The sequence below is a fragment of the Limnoraphis robusta BA-68 BA1 genome (assembly GCF_034932365.1).
Taxonomy (GTDB): Bacteria; Cyanobacteriota; Cyanobacteriia; order Cyanobacteriales; family Microcoleaceae; genus Capilliphycus; species Capilliphycus robustus.
Genome location: NZ_JAYGHR010000011.1, coordinates 1 through 19,587, shown reverse-complemented (window position 1 = coordinate 19,587; position 19,587 = coordinate 1). Strand labels below are relative to the sequence as shown.

General features: G+C 44.1%; 17 protein-coding genes. 9 read left to right on the top strand and 8 right to left on the bottom strand.

The features are described from left to right. Positions 1–8 precede the first annotated feature (8 nt). The 3 genes from VB836_RS07295 (at position 9) to VB836_RS07285 (ending at position 2,212) form a co-directional block, all read left to right on the top strand. Positions 9–1,145: an RNA-guided endonuclease InsQ/TnpB family protein gene (locus VB836_RS07295; RefSeq protein ID WP_323218707.1), complete on the top strand. Its 1,137-nt coding sequence runs from the start codon at positions 9–11 to the stop codon at positions 1,143–1,145. A gap of 20 nt (positions 1,146–1,165) precedes the next feature. Then, a complete protein-coding gene (locus VB836_RS07290) occupies positions 1,166–1,678 on the top strand; it encodes an orange carotenoid protein N-terminal domain-containing protein (RefSeq protein ID WP_323218754.1) in 513 nt (170 codons plus the stop codon). An 87-nt stretch (positions 1,679–1,765) separates the two neighbouring features. Then, positions 1,766–2,212 (top strand): nuclear transport factor 2 family protein, encoded by a 447-nt coding sequence (locus VB836_RS07285; protein ID WP_046282048.1) that lies wholly within the window; start codon positions 1,766–1,768, stop codon positions 2,210–2,212. A 13-nt stretch (positions 2,213–2,225) separates the two neighbouring features. Here VB836_RS07285 and VB836_RS07280 read toward each other — a convergent pair whose 3' ends face one another. The 5 genes from VB836_RS07280 to rsmH all read right to left on the bottom strand — a co-directional run bounded on the left by VB836_RS07280 (position 2,226) and on the right by rsmH (position 7,356). After that, positions 2,226–2,660: a hypothetical protein gene (locus tag VB836_RS07280; RefSeq protein ID WP_046282047.1), complete on the bottom strand. Its 435-nt coding sequence runs from the start codon at positions 2,658–2,660 to the stop codon at positions 2,226–2,228. Positions 2,661–2,838: 178 nt separating this feature from the next. Beyond that, a complete protein-coding gene (locus tag VB836_RS07275) occupies positions 2,839–3,285 on the bottom strand; it encodes an ATP-binding protein (protein WP_323218706.1) in 447 nt (148 codons plus the stop codon). Then, positions 3,275–4,969 carry a SpoIIE family protein phosphatase gene (locus VB836_RS07270; RefSeq protein ID WP_323218705.1) on the bottom strand — a complete coding sequence of 565 codons (1,695 nt, stop codon included), beginning with the start codon at positions 4,967–4,969 and terminating at the stop codon, positions 3,275–3,277. The genes VB836_RS07275 and VB836_RS07270 overlap by 11 nt, the downstream gene beginning before the upstream one ends. 76 nt (positions 4,970–5,045) lie before the next feature. After that, complete coding sequence (locus VB836_RS07265) at positions 5,046–6,233, bottom strand: RNA-guided endonuclease InsQ/TnpB family protein (protein ID WP_323218704.1); 1,188 nt, start codon at positions 6,231–6,233, stop codon at positions 5,046–5,048. Between the two features lie 220 nt (positions 6,234–6,453). Then, on the bottom strand, positions 6,454–7,356 hold the full coding sequence (gene rsmH / locus VB836_RS07260) for a 16S rRNA (cytosine(1402)-N(4))-methyltransferase RsmH (RefSeq protein WP_323218703.1): 903 nt from the start codon (positions 7,354–7,356) through the stop codon (positions 6,454–6,456). 292 nt (positions 7,357–7,648) lie between these two features. Here rsmH and VB836_RS07255 point away from each other — a divergent pair, with 292 nt between their 5' ends. Beyond that, the gene (locus VB836_RS07255; protein ID WP_323218702.1) at positions 7,649–8,833 is read left to right on the top strand and encodes an NAD(P)H-quinone oxidoreductase subunit H; all 1,185 of its coding nucleotides are present in this window, start codon (positions 7,649–7,651) and stop codon (positions 8,831–8,833) included. 603 nt (positions 8,834–9,436) lie between these two features. Continuing rightward, positions 9,437–10,477 carry a catalase family protein gene (locus VB836_RS07250; RefSeq protein WP_323218701.1) on the top strand — a complete coding sequence of 347 codons (1,041 nt, stop codon included), beginning with the start codon at positions 9,437–9,439 and terminating at the stop codon, positions 10,475–10,477. Between the two features lie 102 nt (positions 10,478–10,579). Here the strand turns inward: VB836_RS07250 and VB836_RS07245 are convergent, their stop codons facing one another. Further along, positions 10,580–12,517 carry a lipoxygenase family protein gene (locus VB836_RS07245; protein ID WP_323218700.1) on the bottom strand — a complete coding sequence of 646 codons (1,938 nt, stop codon included), beginning with the start codon at positions 12,515–12,517 and terminating at the stop codon, positions 10,580–10,582. Between the two features lie 268 nt (positions 12,518–12,785). On the opposite strand from VB836_RS07245, the gene VB836_RS07240 reads away from it, so the two are divergent. The 3 genes from VB836_RS07240 to VB836_RS07230 are packed head-to-tail and all read left to right on the top strand — an operon-like array spanning position 12,786 to position 13,912. Continuing rightward, entirely contained in the window at positions 12,786–13,040 is a 255-nt protein-coding gene (locus VB836_RS07240; RefSeq protein ID WP_323218698.1) for a hypothetical protein, read from the top strand. A 50-nt stretch (positions 13,041–13,090) separates the two neighbouring features. Further along, positions 13,091–13,483, top strand: coding sequence for a hypothetical protein (locus VB836_RS07235; RefSeq protein WP_323218697.1), 393 nt, complete (start codon positions 13,091–13,093; stop codon positions 13,481–13,483). A 21-nt stretch (positions 13,484–13,504) separates the two neighbouring features. Next, a complete protein-coding gene (locus tag VB836_RS07230) occupies positions 13,505–13,912 on the top strand; it encodes an HNH endonuclease (RefSeq protein WP_323218696.1) in 408 nt (135 codons plus the stop codon). A gap of 115 nt (positions 13,913–14,027) precedes the next feature. Here the strand turns inward: VB836_RS07230 and VB836_RS07225 are convergent, their stop codons facing one another. Both VB836_RS07225 and VB836_RS07220 read right to left on the bottom strand, forming a co-directional pair. Further along, positions 14,028–14,414: a type II toxin-antitoxin system VapC family toxin gene (locus VB836_RS07225; protein WP_323218694.1), complete on the bottom strand. Its 387-nt coding sequence runs from the start codon at positions 14,412–14,414 to the stop codon at positions 14,028–14,030. Then, positions 14,411–14,644, bottom strand: a complete 234-nt coding sequence (locus tag VB836_RS07220) for a type II toxin-antitoxin system Phd/YefM family antitoxin (protein WP_323218693.1) — start codon at positions 14,642–14,644, stop codon at positions 14,411–14,413. Before VB836_RS07220 ends, VB836_RS07225 begins: the two co-directional genes overlap by 4 nt. A 275-nt stretch (positions 14,645–14,919) precedes the next feature. On the opposite strand from VB836_RS07220, the gene VB836_RS07215 reads away from it, so the two are divergent. Beyond that, the gene (locus VB836_RS07215) at positions 14,920–19,347 is read left to right on the top strand and encodes a CHAT domain-containing protein (RefSeq protein WP_323218692.1); all 4,428 of its coding nucleotides are present in this window, start codon (positions 14,920–14,922) and stop codon (positions 19,345–19,347) included. The last annotated feature ends 240 nt before the right edge of the window (positions 19,348–19,587 follow it).

Below are 19,587 nucleotides of genomic sequence, written 5' to 3'. Positions count from 1 at the left end.
ATACATCTATGCAACGAGCCTTCAAGACCCAACTCAAACTTAATAACCGTCAAAAGACCTTAATGGCTAAACACGCGGGATATTCTAGGTGGGTCTGGAATTGGGCTTTGGCGATGTGGAATGAGGCTTATAAAGAAGGACTAAAACCTTCTGCGAATAAGCTAAAAAAGTTCTACACCAATCACATTAAGCCAAACTATCCCTGGCAGTCAACGCTAAGTTCTAGAGTTTATCAATTTGCCTTTATGCACTTAGGGGAAGCTTTCAGTCGCTTTTTTCAAGGCGTTGCCAAACATCCTAAGTTCAAGAAAAAAGGCAGAAATGATAGCTTTACTTTAGATAATTGCGGTAAGGTAATGAAGTTTTCAGGAAGGAGGTTAAAACTTCCTTTTATTGGATGGGTTAACACTTACGAACCCCTAACCGAAATCCAGACTAAACGAGTTACAATTAGTCGGGTTGCCGATTCTTGGTATATCTCTGTAGGCTATGAGTTTGAGCCAGAACCGACTGTAAAATCAAGAGAATACCTGGGTGTTGATGTAGGGGTTAAGGTATTAGCGACCTGTTCAGATGGTACTGTTTTTGCCAATCCCAGAGCTTACAAAAAAGCACAGAAAAATCTGGCAAAACTTCAACGCGAACTCTCGAGAAAACAGAAGGGTTCAAATAACAGGAATAAAGCTAGACTGAAACTGGCAAAAGCACATCAAAGAATTGTCAACATTCGCAAAGATACAATTCACAAACTCACCTCATGGCTATGCAAAAACCACGCAGTCATCGGGTTAGAGGATTTGAATGTTTCTGGGATGATGAAAAATCATAAGTTAGCGGGTGCTATTGCTGATTCTGCTTTTTATGAAATTCGCCGCCAAGTCGAGTATAAGTCCGAGTGGTACGGTTCAAGAGTAGTGTTTGCTGATAGATTCTATCCGTCAACTAAAACCTGTTCAAATTGCGGTCACGTTCAAGAAATAGCACTGAAAGAACGAGTTTTTAACTGTAATAATTGCGGTGTAAGCATTGACCGTGATTTGAATGCCAGCCTGAATTTAGAAGGTTATGCCGAGGGCTTCTTGGTGAAATGCCTGTCTGACCGGGTGCTGCCGACAGTCCGGGGTGATGCAGGAAGTAAACGTTAACACGGTTTGTACCGCGTTATATCAGTTTTATAAAGCAGTCCTCAACTACAAGTTTTAGCCAAGTATTCGTTTCCAGCGATCAAAACGCTGTTGCTCGTGTAACTGCCAGCTTTAAAGCTCTCAATGTCGATCAGCAGCTTGGAGTGCTTTGGTTCCTCTATACCAAAATGGGTCGGACTGTTACCCCTGCGGCTCCCGGTGCAGCTCGTCTCCAATTTGCAGAAGGTCTGCTCAATGATATCAAGCAGATGCCTCCCCAAGATCAACTCAAAGCAATGCGTGACATTGCGGCTTCTGTTAACACCCCAGTCAGTCGCGCCTACGGTGTTCTTGGCGCTAACACTAAACTGGCGTTTTGGTATCAGTTAGCAGAATGGATGAAAGAAGGCTCTGTGATTGGAGTACCCGCAGGTTATCCCGTTTCTCGCGCTTCAAGTCAAGTTTTAGCTGCCATTGAGCAGTTAGAATTCAGTCAACAAATTACGGTACTGCGGAATGTCGTTTCAGGGATGGGAATCGATCCCCTCGCCTAGTTAATCTATAATTGATCTAGAGCAGCGATCTAAATACATAAATGATCGCTGTTCTCTTGTTTTATTTGCTGTTTTGAATTGAACGTTATGCCGACAAGAACCTTATCAAATTCAGATAGTCTACTGCAAATCGAAGGAATTACAGAACCCCAAGTTCTCCAATATTTTGAAACCCTCAACGCTGGCAATTTTCAAGCAACTGCGGCTTTATTTGCAGAAGATGGCATCTTAGAAGCACCCTTTGAAGATTCCCTGCACGGAAAAGAAGCGATCGCCATCTACCTAACAGCAGAAGCTCAAGGAATGCAGCTTAAACCCCAAGAGGGAGTCAGCCAAACCTTAGAGAATGGTCAACAACAAGTGCAAGTGTTTGGGAAAGTGAAAACGCCTTTATTTTGGGTGAATGTCGCTTGGCAATTTATTTTAAATCCCAATGGGGAAATTGCCGTTGTGACGGTTAAACTGTTGGCTTCTTTGCAGGAGTTGTTGAATTTCAAGAACCCCTCTCAAAACCCATCTGAAAATTCGGATTGAAAGCCGTTTAAATCTAAGCTTTACTGGGAAGTTGTAGAGAACGAGTGAGTAATTCTCGTCCGAGTTCTAGATCTTTCGCCGAACATTTCCAGTCGGGATGGCTCGTCATCAATAAGCTTTCAATGGTTTCTTGATCAAATAAATGCCAAACTTTGATCGGTGCATTTTGATCTTCAATGGCGTAGCAGTTTTCACTAATACAATAGAGAATACAGCTTCCGGCGGCTCGCTCAATCGTCATCTGATCTCCCGGTTGCAGCGATCGCCAATACAGAATGGCTTGTTTAAACTCACTGGCAGAAGATACCATTAATCCCGGTATAATAACGGTGAGTTGTTGATCTCCATTGATATTAATCCAATAATGGCGAGACGGATCAATTCCCTTTAACCAAGGAGTTTCGTCATCTAAGCGATAGCGGGGGGCAAGTGGAAAAAGCTGATTCACTGAGCGTCTCCTGTCCTTGAGATATCATCAAAACTGATTTCAGATATTATTGACTTACCCCTCGAAAATATTGCAACTAAAATTTACAAAAATTAAAATTGTGTAGATTTCAGTTAAGTTTTGTTAAGAATATGACAGCATAACGGTTTAAGCTTCATCCGAAAAACCGGGTAAATCTTCAAGCTTGGAGTTGTTCAGACTCATTGACTTTTTCTCCCAGACTGGCTTCTAGACGCAGACAGTTATGACCATTAATCTGTAAACAGTAGTCAACTCTATCCATCAATCGATTCATAATCAGCCAGCCATAGCCGCTTTCTTGCCGATCTTCCGGGTTGGGAGGGGTATATTCATCTACTTCATAACCACTTCCACAATCCCAAACTTCCAGAGCAATATCTCGCTCCTGCAATTCGAGGCGGATGATAATCGGTAGATGGGGCTGGTCTTTGTGAGCATGACGAATCACGTTTGAGTAGGCTTCAGCCAGTACCAAACGAAAGCGATTGGATTGACGGGGCCAATCAATGTGATGACCCAATTCCACCTCCAAACTACTCAACAGCCAATTTTCGACAACCGTTAAAAATCGAATGTCGCTCGGCACATGAAGCTCAGTTTTCATCTGTCAACAAGACCTCCAGCGCAAGTATTGTTTGGTCATCTTCCTGAACGGAACTATGCTCTCGGACAGAGGCCAGTAAATTTTCCAAGTTTAACGGCTCAGTTTGCTGCATCAAAAGCTTCCATAATCCCTCTTGATGAAGCATCGTGCGATGAGTTTGTCCCTCATTTGTACTGGGTTGAGCGACCATCACTTCTGTAATCCCGTCGCTGGTAAGCAGAAAAATATCTCCAGGAGACAGCATCAAATTCCCAATCTTCCCTCGCCAAGCCGGAAGAATCCCCAGAGGAATACCTCGCGCTTTGAGAAATAAGGGTTCTACCGTAATAGAGGAGTCAGGATCAACCGCCTGTTCCATCAGCATTTTTTGAGACCAAACAAGAGGATAAATATGTCCGGCATTGGCATAAATTAACTCTCCGGTCGTCGGAGTATAACGAGCCAGCACCATTGTAATAAAGTAATTATTGCCAATCAGATCATCAGCCAAAATCCTATTAAGATTGTGCATCACTTGTTCGGGGTCAGGGGAAGCATCTTGAGAAAGTTCTCGACGAATGACTGACATCGCACTCGCCATAAACAAAGCCGCCGGAACGCCTTTACCCGAAACATCTCCTACAGCCACCCAAACATCACCCTGAGAATGAACATAAACCTCAAAAAAATCACCTCCAACTTCTCGCGCGGGATAGCAACAAGCTTGCACCTTGACGGTTTGTAAATCCGGCCAGCTTTGTCGCAGTAAATTCGTTTGAATTTGACGAGCGACTTCTAACTCCGAGCGCATCTGTTCAGCTAGTTGAACGGTACGCTGATAAAGTCGAGCCTGAGACAAAGCCAAAGCGGCTTGTTCACTGACCGCTTCTAAGAGTTGAATATCATTATCAGACCAAGTATTAGCATCACTTTCTTGATAGAGAGCCAACACAGCTAGAAGATTAAATTGATAGCTTAGAGGAATAATAATTTGAATCAGATTATTCTGGTCAAGAGTTTGTAGAATTTTCGTTTCACGAGTTTCTAAAACCGCCAGCATTAACGATTCACTATCAGACAACCACTCGGGCGACTCCCCCTGGGTTGGTGTATAATAAAACACTTCCGGCGACAGATGTCCATCTTCGACCGCTCGGATGTGACAGCCTTTCGCCTCAAACGTTTCTCCAATAGTTTGTGCTATCGTTTGCAGCATACTTGAGTAATCTAACGATTCCCGTAGAGCGCTCATTACATCATTGTAAAGAGACTCTCGACGTAAAGCACGACGCAACGACAGGGTACGCTGTTTTGAAAAGTTGTAAGTTTCTGAGGCTTGCTGAACCACTGATTTGAGCGCTTCTGGACTCCAAGGCTTGGTAATATATTTGAAGACTTGACCGGAGTTTATCGCTTCGACCAAATCTTCGACATCAGTATACCCCGTTAGCAGAATGCGGATCGTATCTGGAAAACGATCAACCGTCTGACTTAAAAACTCAGTACCGTACATTTCAGGCATTCGCTGATCTGAGATAATAATCGCCATCTCTCCTTCTTTTTCCAGAATGGAAAGAGCGCCTCGGGCGCTATCTGCTTTATATACTCTGAACTCACGCCGAAACGTCCGGTACAACAAATCCAAGTTATCTGGTTCGTCATCAACTACCATTAGTTTTAGCTTGGACTGCTCTCCCCGACTCATGCGATTGGTTACTCCCAGGTGAATGGATTAGGTTTCTACTGCTATCGAAAACTGATATAACGCGGTATAAACCGTATTAATGTTTCGTTCCTGTCTTGCAAAGTTCCTTCTCGACGGAAACCGCCGAGATCGGACTTTGCGCTGCATCACCCCGGACTGTCGGCAGCACCCGGTCAGACAGGCTTTTTACCGAGAAGCCCTCGGCATAACCTTCTAAATTCAGGCTGGCATTCAAATCGCGGTCAACGCTTACACCGCAATTATTACAGTTAAAAACTCGTTCTTTCAGTGCTATTTGTTGAACGTGACCGCAACTTGAACAGGTCTTAGTTGACGGGTAAAATCTATCAGCAAAAACTACAACTGAGCCGTACCACTCGGACTTATACTCAACTTGGCGGCGAATTTCATAAAGAGCAGAATCAGCAATAGCACCCGCTAACTTATGATTCTTTAACATCCGAGAAACATTCAAGTCTTCTAACCCGATGACTGCGTGATTTTTGCATAGCCATGAGGTAAGTTTATGAATTGCATCTTTTCGGATGTTTGTGACTCGCTGATAAGCTTTCGCTAATTTAAGTTTGGCTTTATTCCTGTTATTGGAACCCTTCTGTTTTCTCGAGAGTTCGCGCTGAAGTTTGGCCAGATTTTTCTGTGCTTTTTTGTAAGCTCTGGGATTGGCAAAAACAGTACCATCTGAACAGGTCGCCAATGCCTTAACCCCAACATCAACACCCAGATAAACTCTTGATTTAACAGTCTGTTCTGGTTCAAATTCGTAGGCTACAGACAGATACCAAGAATCAGCGACTCGACTAATTGTGACTCGTTTAGTCTGAATTTCCGGGAGGGGTTCATAAGTGAATACCCATCCAATAAAAGGAAGCTTCAATCTCTTCCCCGAAAACTTCATTACCTTACCGCAATTATCGAGAGTAAAGCTATCATTTCTGCCTTTTTTCTTGAACTTAGGATGTTTGGCAATGCCTTGAAAAAATCGGCTAAATGCTTCTCCCAAGTGCATAAAAGCAAATTGATAAACTCTAGAACTTAGCGTTGACTGCCAGGAGTATTGAGGTTTAATGTGATTGGTGTATAATTTTTTAAGCTTGTTTGTTGAAGGTTTTAGTCCTTCTTTATAAGCCTCGTTCCACATCGCTAAGGCCCAATTCCAGACCCATCTAGAATATCCCGCGTGTTTAGCCATTAAGGTCTTTTGACGGTTATTAAGTTTGAGTTGGGTCTTGAAGGCTCGTTGCATAGATGTATTCTGTTATCTTACAGATAGTACCGTGTTGTACCATAAATTGTCAACTAAGTTACTGCTCCTGACTCCTGAATTCAGTTTGATAACTGGTAGTATTTAGGCGACCTTTAGTCGCTCGTGGCAAGTTTCCGCCCCTGAATAAATTCAATGGGCTACCACTCTACCGGACTGTTTCCCGTGTTTATCAATAATATTTCAATCTACTGGTGAGTCATCAGATCGTTATTCGTTCAGCCAGTCTGAGTTTAGCAGATCGAGCGCGAGGATTATCAGCGATTTCATCAGCTAGCGGTTGAATGGGCTTTTTGGTTAACACCTGCAAACCCGAATCACTTTTAAAACTCTGTTTGACTCTGCGATCTTCTAAACTGTGAAAACTAATCACTCCAATTCTACCCCCCAATTTTAACCATTGCGGTGCTTTGCTGAGAAAGGTTTCCAGGGCTGTTAGTTCTTGGTTAACCGCAATTCTGAGGGCTTGAAATACACGAGTCGCCGGATGAATGCGACCATAACGGGACTTGGGTGGGTAACAAGAGGCAATCACATCCGCCAGTTGAGTGGTTGTCTCAAACGGACGCTGTTGGACAATCTTTCTGGCAATCCGACGGGACAATCGTTCTTCGCCATAATCAAAAAAGATATCGGCTAACTCAACCTCATCGTAAGTATTAATAATATCAGCAGCACTCAACGATTGTTGTTGATTCATTCGCATATCTAACGGGGCGCTATGACGAAAGCTAAACCCGCGAGTTGGGGTATCGAGTTGGTAGGAATTGACGCCTAAATCTGCAATAATGCCATCAAACTCCATACCTTTCGGTTGATACTCCGCAAAATTTCCCCGCCAAAACTGCACTCGCTCGACAAAACTGGGTTCAATTTCTGCTAATCTAGCTTGAGTTGCTGCGATCGCCACTTCATCTTGATCAAGGGCTGTTAAATGCACATCCGCCGCCGCTTGTAAAATCAACAAACTATGACCGCCACCACCCACCGTCGCATCCAGATAATGTCCCCCCGCAACCACAGATAACCCCGTGATCAATTCTCGACTCAATACGGGAACATGAACAAAATTAGTCGATAATTCACTCAAATTCAATTCAGGCATAGGAAATTGGGAGTTGGGAGTTGGGAGTTGGGAGTTGGGGCGGGTGAGGCCTAGATATCTGTCACAAACTAATAACCGATATCAACCCGCCCTATCTTTCTTGTTACAACATACAAGGGGCGGGTTTATATGAGTTGTCTGTGGGAAAACACATATCTTTGTCGAACCCGCCCCTACGTTCACTGTAAACGGTCTAAACTCCCTATAATGACAAGGGAACGCTATACATTTGTTGTATCGCCTATTTCTACAACTACCAGCATAAAACATAGAGGTTGAGAGGCAAACACCGATGAGTCGAATAGAAACCCGCACCGAACCGATGGTTCTGAACATGGGGCCACACCACCCCTCTATGCACGGGGTATTGCGGTTAATTGTTACCCTAGACGGAGAAGATGTCGTAGACTGTGAACCCGTTATCGGCTATCTCCATCGCGGAATGGAAAAAATCGCCGAAAGCCGCACCAACATCATGTATGTTCCCTACGTTAGCCGTTGGGACTATGCTGCGGGAATGTTCAACGAAGCGGTTGTGGTGAATGCACCAGAAAAACTCGCTAATATTGAAGTTCCCAAACGCGCCAGCTATATTCGGGTGATTATGCTGGAGTTGAACCGCATCGCCAACCACCTGTTATGGCTTGGCCCATTCCTCGCAGATGTTGGCGCCCAAACTCCCTTTTTCTATATTTTCCGGGAACGGGAAATGATTTATGACCTCTGGGAAGCGGCAACAGGTTATCGTCTTGTCAATAACAACTATTTCCGCATTGGCGGTGTAGCGGCTGACTTACCTTACGGTTGGGTCGATAAATGTCGGGATTTTTGCGATTATTTTCTACCGAAAGTTGATGAGTACGAACGTCTCATTAGCAATAATCCCATTTTCCTGCGTCGAATTGAAGGGTTAGGCACCATTACCCGTGAACAAGCCATTAACTGGGGTTTATCTGGCCCGATGTTACGCGCTTCGGGTGTGAAATGGGACTTACGAAAAGTTGACCATTATGAATGTTACGATGATTTCGATTGGGATGTTCATTGGGAAACCGCAGGCGATTGTTTAGCCCGTTATTTCGTGCGAATTCGGGAAATGCGCGAATCGGTTAAAATCCTCTATCAAGCCCTTGATGGACTCCCTGGCGGCCCCTACGAGAACCTCGAAGCACAACGGATGATGGGAGGGCCGAAATCTGAATGGAATGCTTTTGACTATCAGTTTATTGGGAAGAAAATTGCCCCAACATTCAAGATTCCTTCCGGTGAACATTATGTTCGCATTGAAAGCGGGAAAGGTGAACTGGGAATTTATATTGTTGGCGATGACAATATCTTCCCCTGGCGGTTCAAAATTCGGGCGGCTGACTTCTGCAATTTACAAATTTTCCCCGACATTGTGAAGGGTACAAAAGTTGCGGATATCGTTGCAATTTTGGGAAGTATCGATATCATTATGGGTTCAGTGGATCGATAAGTTATCGAGTTACATTCATTGACAAGATGGGGGCTTTTTGCCCCTATTTTTGTTTTGATAAAATGGAATTTTAATTTTAATCTGAGATTGATTTTAGACAAATGATTTGTCACCTAGAAAAAATATTAGACGATAATCAAATCAAATATTCTTATGATTCAATAGTTCATACTTTGACGAGCATGGTTATAAACATGAGTAGAAGCGTAAGTAGGATAGTAGGTAGGGCATTAAGAGATGTTCACAGGAGTATGTTCCCCAAATGATTATCGAATAATTCCTTTAACTTTCACAATCAGGTTTTGGGCTACAAATATACATCATCCTAATCCAATTCATTCTATCTTTTTAAGCCACAAAGTAGGGGCGCAAGGCCTTGCGCCCAGACGGGGAATTTAGGGAATTTTTAAGTTTATTGGGTGAACTGTTGGCAAAATGGGGATAAAATAAAATAAATCTGCTGTGATGCGATCGCCGTGAATTTAGGGAGTTTTTAACTGGAACGCTGTTATCGAACCGTAAAAGATAAATAGGAGGCGGTTGCTGTCGTGGCAATGATAGTAACAATAACCCCCCTATACTTAAATCAATTCGGAGGAATCAATGTCAAGTCCAGCAAAAACCTTAGAAATTGGCAAAGAATATCCCGCCCCAGGTGAAGCAGAAGCGATCGCAAACATGACTGCTATTATAGAAGCAGGTCTTCAAACCGATCAAGAACCCGTTCGGCGAGGACAACACGCCAAGCATCACGGTTGTGTGAAAGCGGAATTTATTGTTGAGGCTAACCTACCTGAAAATCTCAGGGTTGGTGTTTTTAAAGAACCCGCGACTTTCCCGGCTTGGATTCGTTTTTCCAACGGTTCGGGGAATGCTCAACAGCCCGATACCAAAGGCGATGGTAGGGGAATGACGATTAAATTGATGGGCGTGGAAGGGAAAAAGTTGTTGGATGACGAAAAGCACACCCAGGACTTTTTGATGATCAATCATCCGGTGTTTTTTATTCGCAATATCCCCGACTATGTGGATTTCTTTAATGTGCTTAAACAATCTCCGGGGAAAGCACCGTTGAAGTTTTTCTTTCCGAGTCTGAATCCTTTTAAATGGCGTTTGTCAGAATTTAGAATTATCCGAGGGATTCAAAGTAATAAAATAGTTAATCCGCTCCTCGTTCAGTATTGGAGTACAACGCCCTACAAGTTGGGTTCGCAGGCGATGAAATATTCTGCCAAACCCACTTCTCCCGCTCCCGAAAATCTAACGATTCCTGAGTCTGAAAACTACCTTCGAGAAGCGATGGTTGAATATTTGAAAACCCAGGAAGCTTGTTTTGATTTTTTGGTGCAGTTGCAAACCGATCCGGTGAAAATGCCCATAGAAGATCCGACTGTTGAGTGGGATTCCCCTTTTATTAAAGTGGCTACGATTAAAATTTCCCCTCAGACTTTTGACTCCGATGAACAGATGGAATTCTGCGAACATCTTTCCTACAATCCCTGGCACAGTTTGGAGGCACATCAACCTTTAGGGGGAGTGAATCGCGCTCGAAATTTAGTCTATAAAACGATATCCGAGCGACGGCGCGAACTCAATCAAGTTTCTCCCCAAGAACCCAACGGTGAAGAACGTTTTCCCCAGTGAAATCGGGTAAATCTGGTCAGGTTGTAGAGTTTTTGACACCGAACGTCAGCGAATGGCGGGGAGTGTCAAAAACTCAAATTTTTCGGTTAATATACGCGATCGCTAAATGTTGATACTATTGGGAATTTGGGAAGGAAGCAGGTAGCGATAGTCTACCCCATCGTCGGAAAGACGCTGCTGATTTCGAGTTTTAATTTGTTTCTCTATTTCCAACAATTCAGCCTGGAAATTGGCAAGAATTTTGCGATCGCCGTCTTCGACAAATCCCATTAAATCAGAACGGCCTAGTTCTCCAAAAAATATCCCACTGAGGGCAAAAGTAATCTTCATCTGCTGCAAGTCTTTTTCGACAGAGGGCAACATCTCCTCCGTAGAGGTAATAACGTCGGGTCGGGCGTGGGCAGCCAGGGGAAAATTGGGTACATAGCCGGCGTAGTCGAACTGATTGAAGTTCACTGCGGCGTGTTGGGGGCCACTGGTAAAGATAATTTGGGTGGCGATGTCGATCAACTGTTGCAGTGTGGTAATTTGGGCAGAAAAGCCGGGAACACGGGGAAAGTCTGGCAAGGATTCTATTTCCAGACCCACCATCCCCGACACTTGCGAGGGCAACCAGGCGGGTTTTTGAGGAAATTCCGCCAAAGAGCGAGTGTTTAACGGGGCGCCCAACTCCGCCGCCCACGCTTGTAGGTAAGGGTCTTGACTAACGGCTTGGTCATCGCGGTAGTATCGCTGTAAGTAAGCGCTGACGTATTTGGCGATCGCATTCCACAACAGTAGGGCATCGTCGCGATAGGGAAACTCGGCCAAAAACTCGGAACTCACCCCTCGGTTTTTAATATCATTGGGGAGGGCATAATCTGAGAAGGGCCGCTGACGATAGGCTTGGTTGATCAGATCTAAGGATACTTCTCTCGTCGGCGCCATCAGGTTATCCACCAGTGCGGCGTCGTCCAAAAGGACGGCATTGCTGCGAGTATTGATCGCCAATAAAAACTGAAAGTGGGGCTTGATCAGACGATAGAAGGGGTGATGGGAAGGCAGTTGTCGGGAGGTGGCAATGGTAAAGGCTTCCATCGCCAAGTGAGTGTAACAGAGGTGATCGATCAGTTCGTGGTGGGTAATATCTGCCACCTGAAAATAGAGTTTTGCCCGCATCCATTCATCGGCATCTGCGGAAGTTGCGGGGGTAAAGATGCCGCCCGGTTCCAATTGAATCAAAATTGGCTCGAGTTTCCGCCCGGTGTTGTAAAATAAGGCTTTGGGACTGGGAACAAACCGATCGACTTGCAAATCGGCTGCCGTCAGTTGGTCTAAAAGGGGATAATCAGCAATAAACAGGCGATTGGCTGTGGCAGCATTGATCAAATCCAGTGATTCGCCGTTCACCAATTGATAGGATGGGGATGATGCCCAACTTTCTAGGACTGTTTTCTCGGGTTGTTGCAGGCGGCGCAAGATCATTGGGTTCGGCCCGGCCAAGCGCTGACGGGTAAATTCGCGATCGCTTAACCCCCCTTCTCGTTCGTGAATCAGGCTAACTTGGGGGCGGGAACGTCCTTTTTTCTCCAGTGCTTCGTAGAATTTATCTCTTTGACGTTTGGCTTGTTCTGTGATAGAAAGTTGAGATGAGCGATTCTCTCGCTGAACTTCTTCTGCGGCGTTAATAGCAGCCCTCAACGCTTCTGCCATTTCCTTACGGAGTTTAATAAAATCACTATTAAACTGTTCGTTAGGTGGTAGATTAAAATTCAACAATCCCTCGTGTAAAAACTCTACATCTGCTAGAAAAGTCGTTAATGTAGACCAACCTTCTTCAAGTGCTGCCAAGCTTTTTTCTAACTGTTCCAAAATCATGCTAAAAGGCTGGGAAACCTGCCCCTTATTGGTCAAATTAAGCCGTAGTTCGGTTAAAATATAACGCAGGATGCCATCCTCTCCTGCATGGGGAAAAATGCGTGCCGGCCCGCCCGTCTTCAAACTGTCTGGGTTGTAGCGATATTGGCCTTGTTGCTCACTGCGAGATAAATCGAAAACCATAAATTGCTCCAAAAGACTTGATGGGTTCTGATACTGATGTAGCAAACCTAAATCAGTTCTATTATCATTCAGTGACTTTTGATCGTCATCCCCAATTTACAATTAAAATTATATTAATAGCTTAAATATCTCATCTCGGGTTAAAAGAGTCAACCCTTCTGCGATCGCGTAGCGTGTCGTCAGACGTATCGCCTAAACAATTCTTTATGGTTTAAGAGTAACGATCAAGTGTTATATTATTAAGCTATTAATATCATCAGATTTAACGATGAGTCAGCCGATCACAATTCCTCAAGCCTCTGAAGAACTGATAGATTTTATCGCATCGGGAGCAACACCCCAGCAAATTGTCTCTTTTCAAGCTTCTGAACCCATCAAAGAAAGGGTCAGAGATTTAATCGAACGAGAGAAAACGACAGGCTTATCAACAGAAGAAAAATCAGAATTAAATCAGTTTTTGCAATTGGAACATTTGATGAGATTAATCAAAGCCAGAGCATACCAATATATTGAGAAACAGTAATCAATTTTGAAATTTAACGTCCTTTGTCAATCACTCCTTTATTATTTTCAATGATGAACACAATTGAAATTATTCAAGAATCAGAACCGAATCAGCCAATAACTTATCGGGCGATTTGTGGAGAAAAACAAGCTCTCGGTCGTTCTCCAGGTCAAGCCTTGGATGAGTTAGAACAACAACTCTCAGCACTCGAAACAAATACGCTAATCATCGTTCAGAGATTTTTACCGGATCGCTTTTTTCCTCAGCCACAACATCAGAAATTACAACAATTAATGAATAAATATCACGAAAGTAAAGACCATCAAAAAGACTTATCAAATGAAGAACAGAACGAATTAGAAACTCTAGCGGAAGCCGAGTTAGCAGCCGCCAACGAACGAGCAAAGAAGCTCTTAGAGACAATTAAACATCAGCAATCCTCATCTCAAGAGAATATTTAGTTTTAATTAACTTTAAACTTGATGAACCCCAACTATCTATTTGTTGCTGCCCGGGCTAGACATCAGTGTGAATATTGTTGTGCGCCAGAAGTCATTTTTAATCTGGCTTTTGAAGTTGAGCATATTATTCCTATTGCCAAAGGAGGAGTAAATGAACTACAAAATTTAGCATTGGCTTGTCGAATTTGTAATCTTCGGAAGTCGGATTTTATCGATGGAATTGATACCGAAACTCAAGAGCAAGTTCGCTTATTTAACCCCCGTCTTGATACTTGGGAGGAACATTTTGTTTTTAATCGAGAAAGTTATCAAATTCAGGGCAGAACTCCGATTGGTCGCGCTACAGTAGAACGGTTACGCATGAACACCCCAGAACAAATTACTGCTAGGTCGCTTTGGGTGGCTTTGGGAATTTTTGGGAATGGGTAAAATTTGCCTCAATCAAACTCCATTTGCATAACCTCCCGAACATCAGACATACTGTGTTATGAGTGGTTCTTGCGGTAAGGAAATCCGAATGATGCGTTTACCGAGACACTGCCTATTAAACGGATAACAGTGGTACACTATATAGCTTAAACATTTCATCTCTTGTTAGGATAGTTAATTCTTCTGTAATTGCCTGAGCAATCAACAATCGATCAAATGGATCTTTATGATGTAATGGTAATGAATTTAACTGAAAAACGTGGGACGGATTGACAGGTAGAAAAGAGATGCCATTTTGAGTCTGACTTTTGTAGATTTCTTCTAACGGTTGGCTTAGGGTTAATTTTCCTAACTGACTTTTTATTTGAATTTCCCATAGGCTCACAACGCTGACCACTCGCACTGTATCGGGTTGTAACAACACTGCTAAACTCTCTGGTGAGAACTGAGTCGGTTCACTATTCCACCAAATAAAAGCATGGGTATCTAATAAAATTTTCATAAGCCCCAAAATGAATCGGGTAACGGTTCATCAAAATCATCGCTCATTATCATTGAACCTGGATGTAATCCCGGTTGAGGAATTATTGGAGGTTTAGTAGACAAAGGTACAACTTTCGCCAAGGGAACACCATCACGGGTTAATATCACTTCGATCTGATTCTGAATATCTGATAATAAATCTAACAGGTGATCGGATAATTGAGTAATATCTAATGTTTTGTCTGACATGGCTTCAAGATTTCCTTTTCTTGTTCTTCTATCATTATCTCCCGACAAAGCCGATTTGAGTCTGACAGGGTTGTTCAAGCCCCCCAGCCCCCAACTTTGGGATAGCCCCCCTCGCCCCCCAACTTTGGGGGGAAAATAATTTTCAAAGTCCCCCAGCTACCCCCAGAATTGGGGGATTTAGGGGGCGGGGATTTAGGGGGCTAACAAGTGGAGTCAAATCAAACAGCCCTCTGCCCCCATTTGCATAAGCTCCCGAACATCAGACATATATTGTGATGAGTGGTTCTTGCGGTGAGGAAATCCCATCCATGCGTCTACCCCAACAGTGGCTATCTATTCTCAGCGTTAACAGCATTTTTCTGTTGAACTTGGGTTTCCCTTTGTTAACCCTACCCCCAACCCTTCATCGGGGAGAAGTTATCGCCCAAACAGACCCCAATGCAGAAGCGGAAAGGTTATTTAATCAGGGACTTGAACTATTTCAGCAAGGGACAGCAGAATCTAAAAAACAGGCAATTATAGTTTGGGAAAAGGCACTACAACTTTATCAGCAAGCCGGAAACTTGCAACGACAAGCCATAACTCTCAACAATATTGGCAAACTCTACTCAGATTTAGGAGACAAACAGCAAGCGCTCTCATTCTACAACCAATCCCTTCCTTTATCGCGACAGGTTGGGGATAAGGCGGGGGAAGCGGCCACCCTCAACAATCTTGGCCGTGTCTACTCAGATTTGGGAGACAAGCAAACTGCCCTCGACTTCTACAACCAATCCCTTCCTTTATCGCGACAGGTTGGGGATAAGGCGGGGGAAGCCATAACTCTCAACAATATTGGCCGTGTCTACTCAGATTTAGGAGACAAACAGCAAGCGCTCTCATTCTACAACCAATCCCTTCCTTTAAGGCGACAGGTGGGTGATAAGGCGGGGGAAGCAAACACTCTCACTAATATTGGCAAACTCTACTCTGATTTGGGAGACAAACAAAAAGCGCTCGATTATTACAATCAATCTCTTTCCCTATGGCGACAACTGGGGGATAAAAATAGGGAAGTTATAGTTCTTGCTCTTATTAGAGATCTCGGAAAAAATAACTCTACAGACCCCAATGCAGAAGCAGAAAGATTATTAAAGCAGGGACTTGAACTCTTTCAGCAAAGGACAGCAGAATCTCTAAAACAGGCAATTGCAGTTTCGGAAAAGGCGCTAAAACTTTATCAAGAAGCCGGGAACCTGGAAAGACAAGCTTTGAGTTTGTCTTTACTAGGTAGAATCTACTCAGATTTAGGAGACAAACAACAAGCTCTCGAATACTACAATCAGTCCCTTCCCTTATCGCGACAGGTGGGGGATAAAGCACAGGAAGCGACCATCCTCAACAATATTGGTCGTGTCTACTCAGATTTGGGAGACAAACAAACCGCCCTCGAATACTACAACCAATCCCTTGCCTTAGAGCGACAGGTGGGGAATAAAGCGGGGGAAGCAACCACTCTCAACAATATTGGCTTTGTCTACTCAGATTTGGGAGATAAACAAACTGCCCTTGATTACCTTAACCAATCCCTTCCCCTATTCCGACAGGTGGGGGATAAGGCCGGGGAAGCCACCACCCTCAACAATATTGGCCTGGTCTACTCAGATTTGGGAGACAAACAGCAGGCGCTCGATTTCTACAACCAATCCCTTCCTTTATCGCGACAGGTGGGGGATAAGGCGGGGGAAGCGAGGACTCTCACTGGTATTGGCGCTGTCTACTCAGATTTGGGAGACAAACAGCAGGCGCTCGAATTCTACAACCAATCCCTTCCTTTAAGGCGACAGGTGGGGGATAAGGCCGGGGAAGCCACCACTCTCAACAATATTGGCTTTGTCTACTCAGATTTGGGAGACAAGCAGCAAGCGCTCTCATACTACAACCAATCCCTTCCCCTATTCCGACAGGTGGGGGATAAGGCCGGGGAAGCGGCTACTCTCAATAATATTGGTCGTGTCTACTCAGATTTGGGAGACTTTCAAACCGCCCTCGATTTCTACAACCAATCTCTTCCCCTATTCCGACAGGTGGGGGATAAGGCCGGGGAAGCCACCACTCTCAACAATATTGGCCTTGTCTACAATGCTTTAGGAGACAAACAACAAGCACTTGATTTCTACAACCAATCCCTTCCTTTAATGCGACAGGTGGGGAATAAGGCGGGGGAAGCGGCCACCCTCGCCAGTATTGGCAATGTCTACAATGCTTTGGGAGACTTTCAAACCGCCCTCGATTTCTACAACCAATCCCTTCCTTTATGGCAACAAGTGGGTAACAAAGCGGGGGAAGCCATCACCCTCAACAATATTGGCGTTGTCTACGATGCTTTGGGAGACCAACAAACCGCACTCGATTACTACAACCAATCCCTTCCCCTATCGCGACAGGTGGGGGATAAAGCACAGGAAGCCACCACCCTCAACAATATTGGCAGCATCTACTATGCTTTAGGAGACAAACAACAAGCACTTGATTTCTACAACCAATCCCTTCTTTTAAAGCGACAGGTGGGGGATAAAGCACAGGAAGCCACCACTCTCAACAATATTGGCATGGTCTACTCAGATTTGGGAGACAAACAAACCGCCCTCGATTACCTCAACCAATCCCTTCCCCTATCGCGACAGGTGGGAGATAAAGCACAGGAAGCGACCACTCTCTCTAATTTTGCCTTCCTAAAACGCAGTCAAGGCAACCTCACCGAAGCTTTAACCGATATGGAATTAGCAATTAATATTATTGAAGAACTCCGCACCAAAATTATTAGTCAAGACCTGCGAACCTCTTACTTTGCCAGTGTTTTTAGTTATTATCAATTTTATATTGATTTGTTGATGGAGTTGCACCAACAAAACCCCAATCAAGGTTATGATGCTAAAGCTTTAAATGCCAGCGAACGGGGTCGGGCGAGAAGTTTATTAGATATTTTAGCGGAGTCGGGGGCGGATATTAAAAAAGGGGTTGACCCGCAATTGTTGGCGGAAGAAAAGAGGTTGCTGCAACGACTCAATGCCTTAGACCAAACTCGACAACTCAATCCGGGGGAAAGAGATTTTGAGGAATTGAAGCAGGAAATTGAAGCGGTTCGCGGCGAACTCCGAAACCTAGAAGTTGAAATCAAACGCAACAGTCCCCAATATGCCAACTTACAATATCCCGAACCGTTAACCGCCTCGGAAATTCAGCAACAAGTTCTCGACGATGAGACGGTGTTGTTGGTTTATTCGTTGGGAACTGAACGCAGTTTTTTATGGTTCGTCAGTACAACGGAAGTGAAAAGTTATCAACTCCCCAAACGTTCAGATATTGAAGCGTTAGCAACATCTTTTTTAGAAGAAATTCAATCTCTGGCTGTGGTTCCGCCTTCGGGTGAAAAGTTGAGTGAAATGTTATTATCTCCCGTTATTAATCAGTTAGGAAATAAACGGTTAGTTATCGTTGGGGATGGTATTTTACAAACTGTTCCCTTTGCGGCGTTACCGATTTCAAGCCCCGTTTCTCGCCCCCTAAATCCCTCCGCCCCCAAACCCCCAATAATGGGGGCTTTCATAGATGGGGGACTTGTAAAAATGGGAGACTTGGAAAAGATTAATTCCCCCCAAACTTGGGGGGCTAGGGGGGCTAAACTTACTTCACTAGAAGGCGAGGGGAGTCAGAAAAGGGATAATTCTTCCCTCCTTTCAGGGGGGATTGAGGGGGGTCAAAATCGTAATTCTTCCCTCCTTTCAGGGGGGACTGAGGGGGGTAATTCGACCTCACTCCCAACCCCTTTCTCACCCCCCTTTTTAAGGGGGGAAGGGGGGATCAAAGTAAGTCAAAATAGGGGTTACAAACCGTTAATTGTTCAACATGAAATTATCACATTACCTTCCGCTTCCAGTTTAGCAATTCTCCGAGAACAAGTTCAAGGACGAACACCCGCCCCGAAAAAAGTTGTGGTTATTGCTGACCCCGTTTTTGAAGAAAATGACCCTCGTTTTCAAATTGCTTCTCAACCCAAAACTGAAACTAATGATGTTAATACAATCGTATTAAGACAATCTCTAGAGGATTTTCTGGGTAAATCTTTTGGTCGTTTACAACACACTCGCCAAGAAGCAGAAGCCATTTTAGCGTTAGTTCCTGATGGTTTAAAACGATTGGCGTTGGATTTTAATGCTAACCGTAACACTGCAACTGACTCTAATTTATCTCAATATCAAATCGTTCATTTTGCCACACACGGACTCTTAAATGAAAGCCAACCGGAATTATCAGGATTGGTGTTTTCTTTATATGATGAACAAGGAACAGAAAAAGCGGGATTTTTACAATTGAGTGATATTTTTAACTTAACCCTTTCGGCTGAATTAGTGGTATTAAGTGCGTGTCAAACCGGAATTGGTCAGGATATTCGGGGTGAAGGATTGGTGAGTTTAACGAGGGGTTTTATGTATGCGGGTGCGGAACGGGTTGTGGTGAGTTTGTGGGCGGTTGCGGATAATTCAACCTCGGAATTTATGCAAAATTATTATCGAAAAATATTGGAAGCGGGTTCAAATCCCGCTACAGCGATGCGAGAAGTTCAGTTAGAAATGATTCAATCTGATAACTACAATGCACCTTTCTATTGGGCGCCGTTTGTGTTTCAGGGAGAGTGGAAAACCGGACTTTCAACCCGGTGATTGATCCCCCTAAATCCCCCTTCAAAAGGGGGACTTTCAACACATTCCTTGCCTCCCCACCCCCCACCCCCCAACCCCCCTTTTTAAGGGCAGGGCCGTTTCATTCTCGACCCGAAATTTGATGACCTAACCCCCCAACCCCCTTCCCTGCAAGGGAAGGAGGAGTAATTAATAGTTTTAGACATTTAATAATAAAAAAAAATACTCCCCTCTCCTCGTAGGAGAGGGGTTGGGGGAGAG

What these genes read in the sequence shown, in the direction of transcription:
- VB836_RS07295 (WP_323218707.1), top strand. Translation starts at nt 9, where the DNA reads ATGCAACGAGCCTTCAAGACCCAACTCAAACTTAATAACCGTCAAAAG.
- VB836_RS07285 (WP_046282048.1), top strand. Translation starts at nt 1,766, where the DNA reads ATGCCGACAAGAACCTTATCAAATTCAGATAGTCTACTGCAAATCGAA.
- VB836_RS07275 (WP_323218706.1), bottom strand. Translation starts at nt 3,285, where the DNA reads ATGAAAACTGAGCTTCATGTGCCGAGCGACATTCGATTTTTAACGGTT.
- VB836_RS07270 (WP_323218705.1), bottom strand. Translation starts at nt 4,969, where the DNA reads ATGAGTCGGGGAGAGCAGTCCAAGCTAAAACTAATGGTAGTTGATGAC.
- VB836_RS07265 (WP_323218704.1), bottom strand. Translation starts at nt 6,233, where the DNA reads ATGCAACGAGCCTTCAAGACCCAACTCAAACTTAATAACCGTCAAAAG.
- rsmH (WP_323218703.1), bottom strand. Translation starts at nt 7,356, where the DNA reads ATGCCTGAATTGAATTTGAGTGAATTATCGACTAATTTTGTTCATGTT.
- VB836_RS07255 (WP_323218702.1), top strand. Translation starts at nt 7,649, where the DNA reads ATGAGTCGAATAGAAACCCGCACCGAACCGATGGTTCTGAACATGGGG.
- VB836_RS07250 (WP_323218701.1), top strand. Translation starts at nt 9,437, where the DNA reads ATGTCAAGTCCAGCAAAAACCTTAGAAATTGGCAAAGAATATCCCGCC.
- VB836_RS07245 (WP_323218700.1), bottom strand. Translation starts at nt 12,517, where the DNA reads ATGGTTTTCGATTTATCTCGCAGTGAGCAACAAGGCCAATATCGCTAC.
- VB836_RS07240 (WP_323218698.1), top strand. Translation starts at nt 12,786, where the DNA reads ATGAGTCAGCCGATCACAATTCCTCAAGCCTCTGAAGAACTGATAGAT.
- VB836_RS07235 (WP_323218697.1), top strand. Translation starts at nt 13,091, where the DNA reads ATGATGAACACAATTGAAATTATTCAAGAATCAGAACCGAATCAGCCA.
- VB836_RS07230 (WP_323218696.1), top strand. Translation starts at nt 13,505, where the DNA reads ATGAACCCCAACTATCTATTTGTTGCTGCCCGGGCTAGACATCAGTGT.
- VB836_RS07225 (WP_323218694.1), bottom strand. Translation starts at nt 14,414, where the DNA reads ATGAAAATTTTATTAGATACCCATGCTTTTATTTGGTGGAATAGTGAA.
- VB836_RS07220 (WP_323218693.1), bottom strand. Translation starts at nt 14,644, where the DNA reads ATGTCAGACAAAACATTAGATATTACTCAATTATCCGATCACCTGTTA.
- VB836_RS07215 (WP_323218692.1), top strand. Translation starts at nt 14,920, where the DNA reads ATGAGTGGTTCTTGCGGTGAGGAAATCCCATCCATGCGTCTACCCCAA.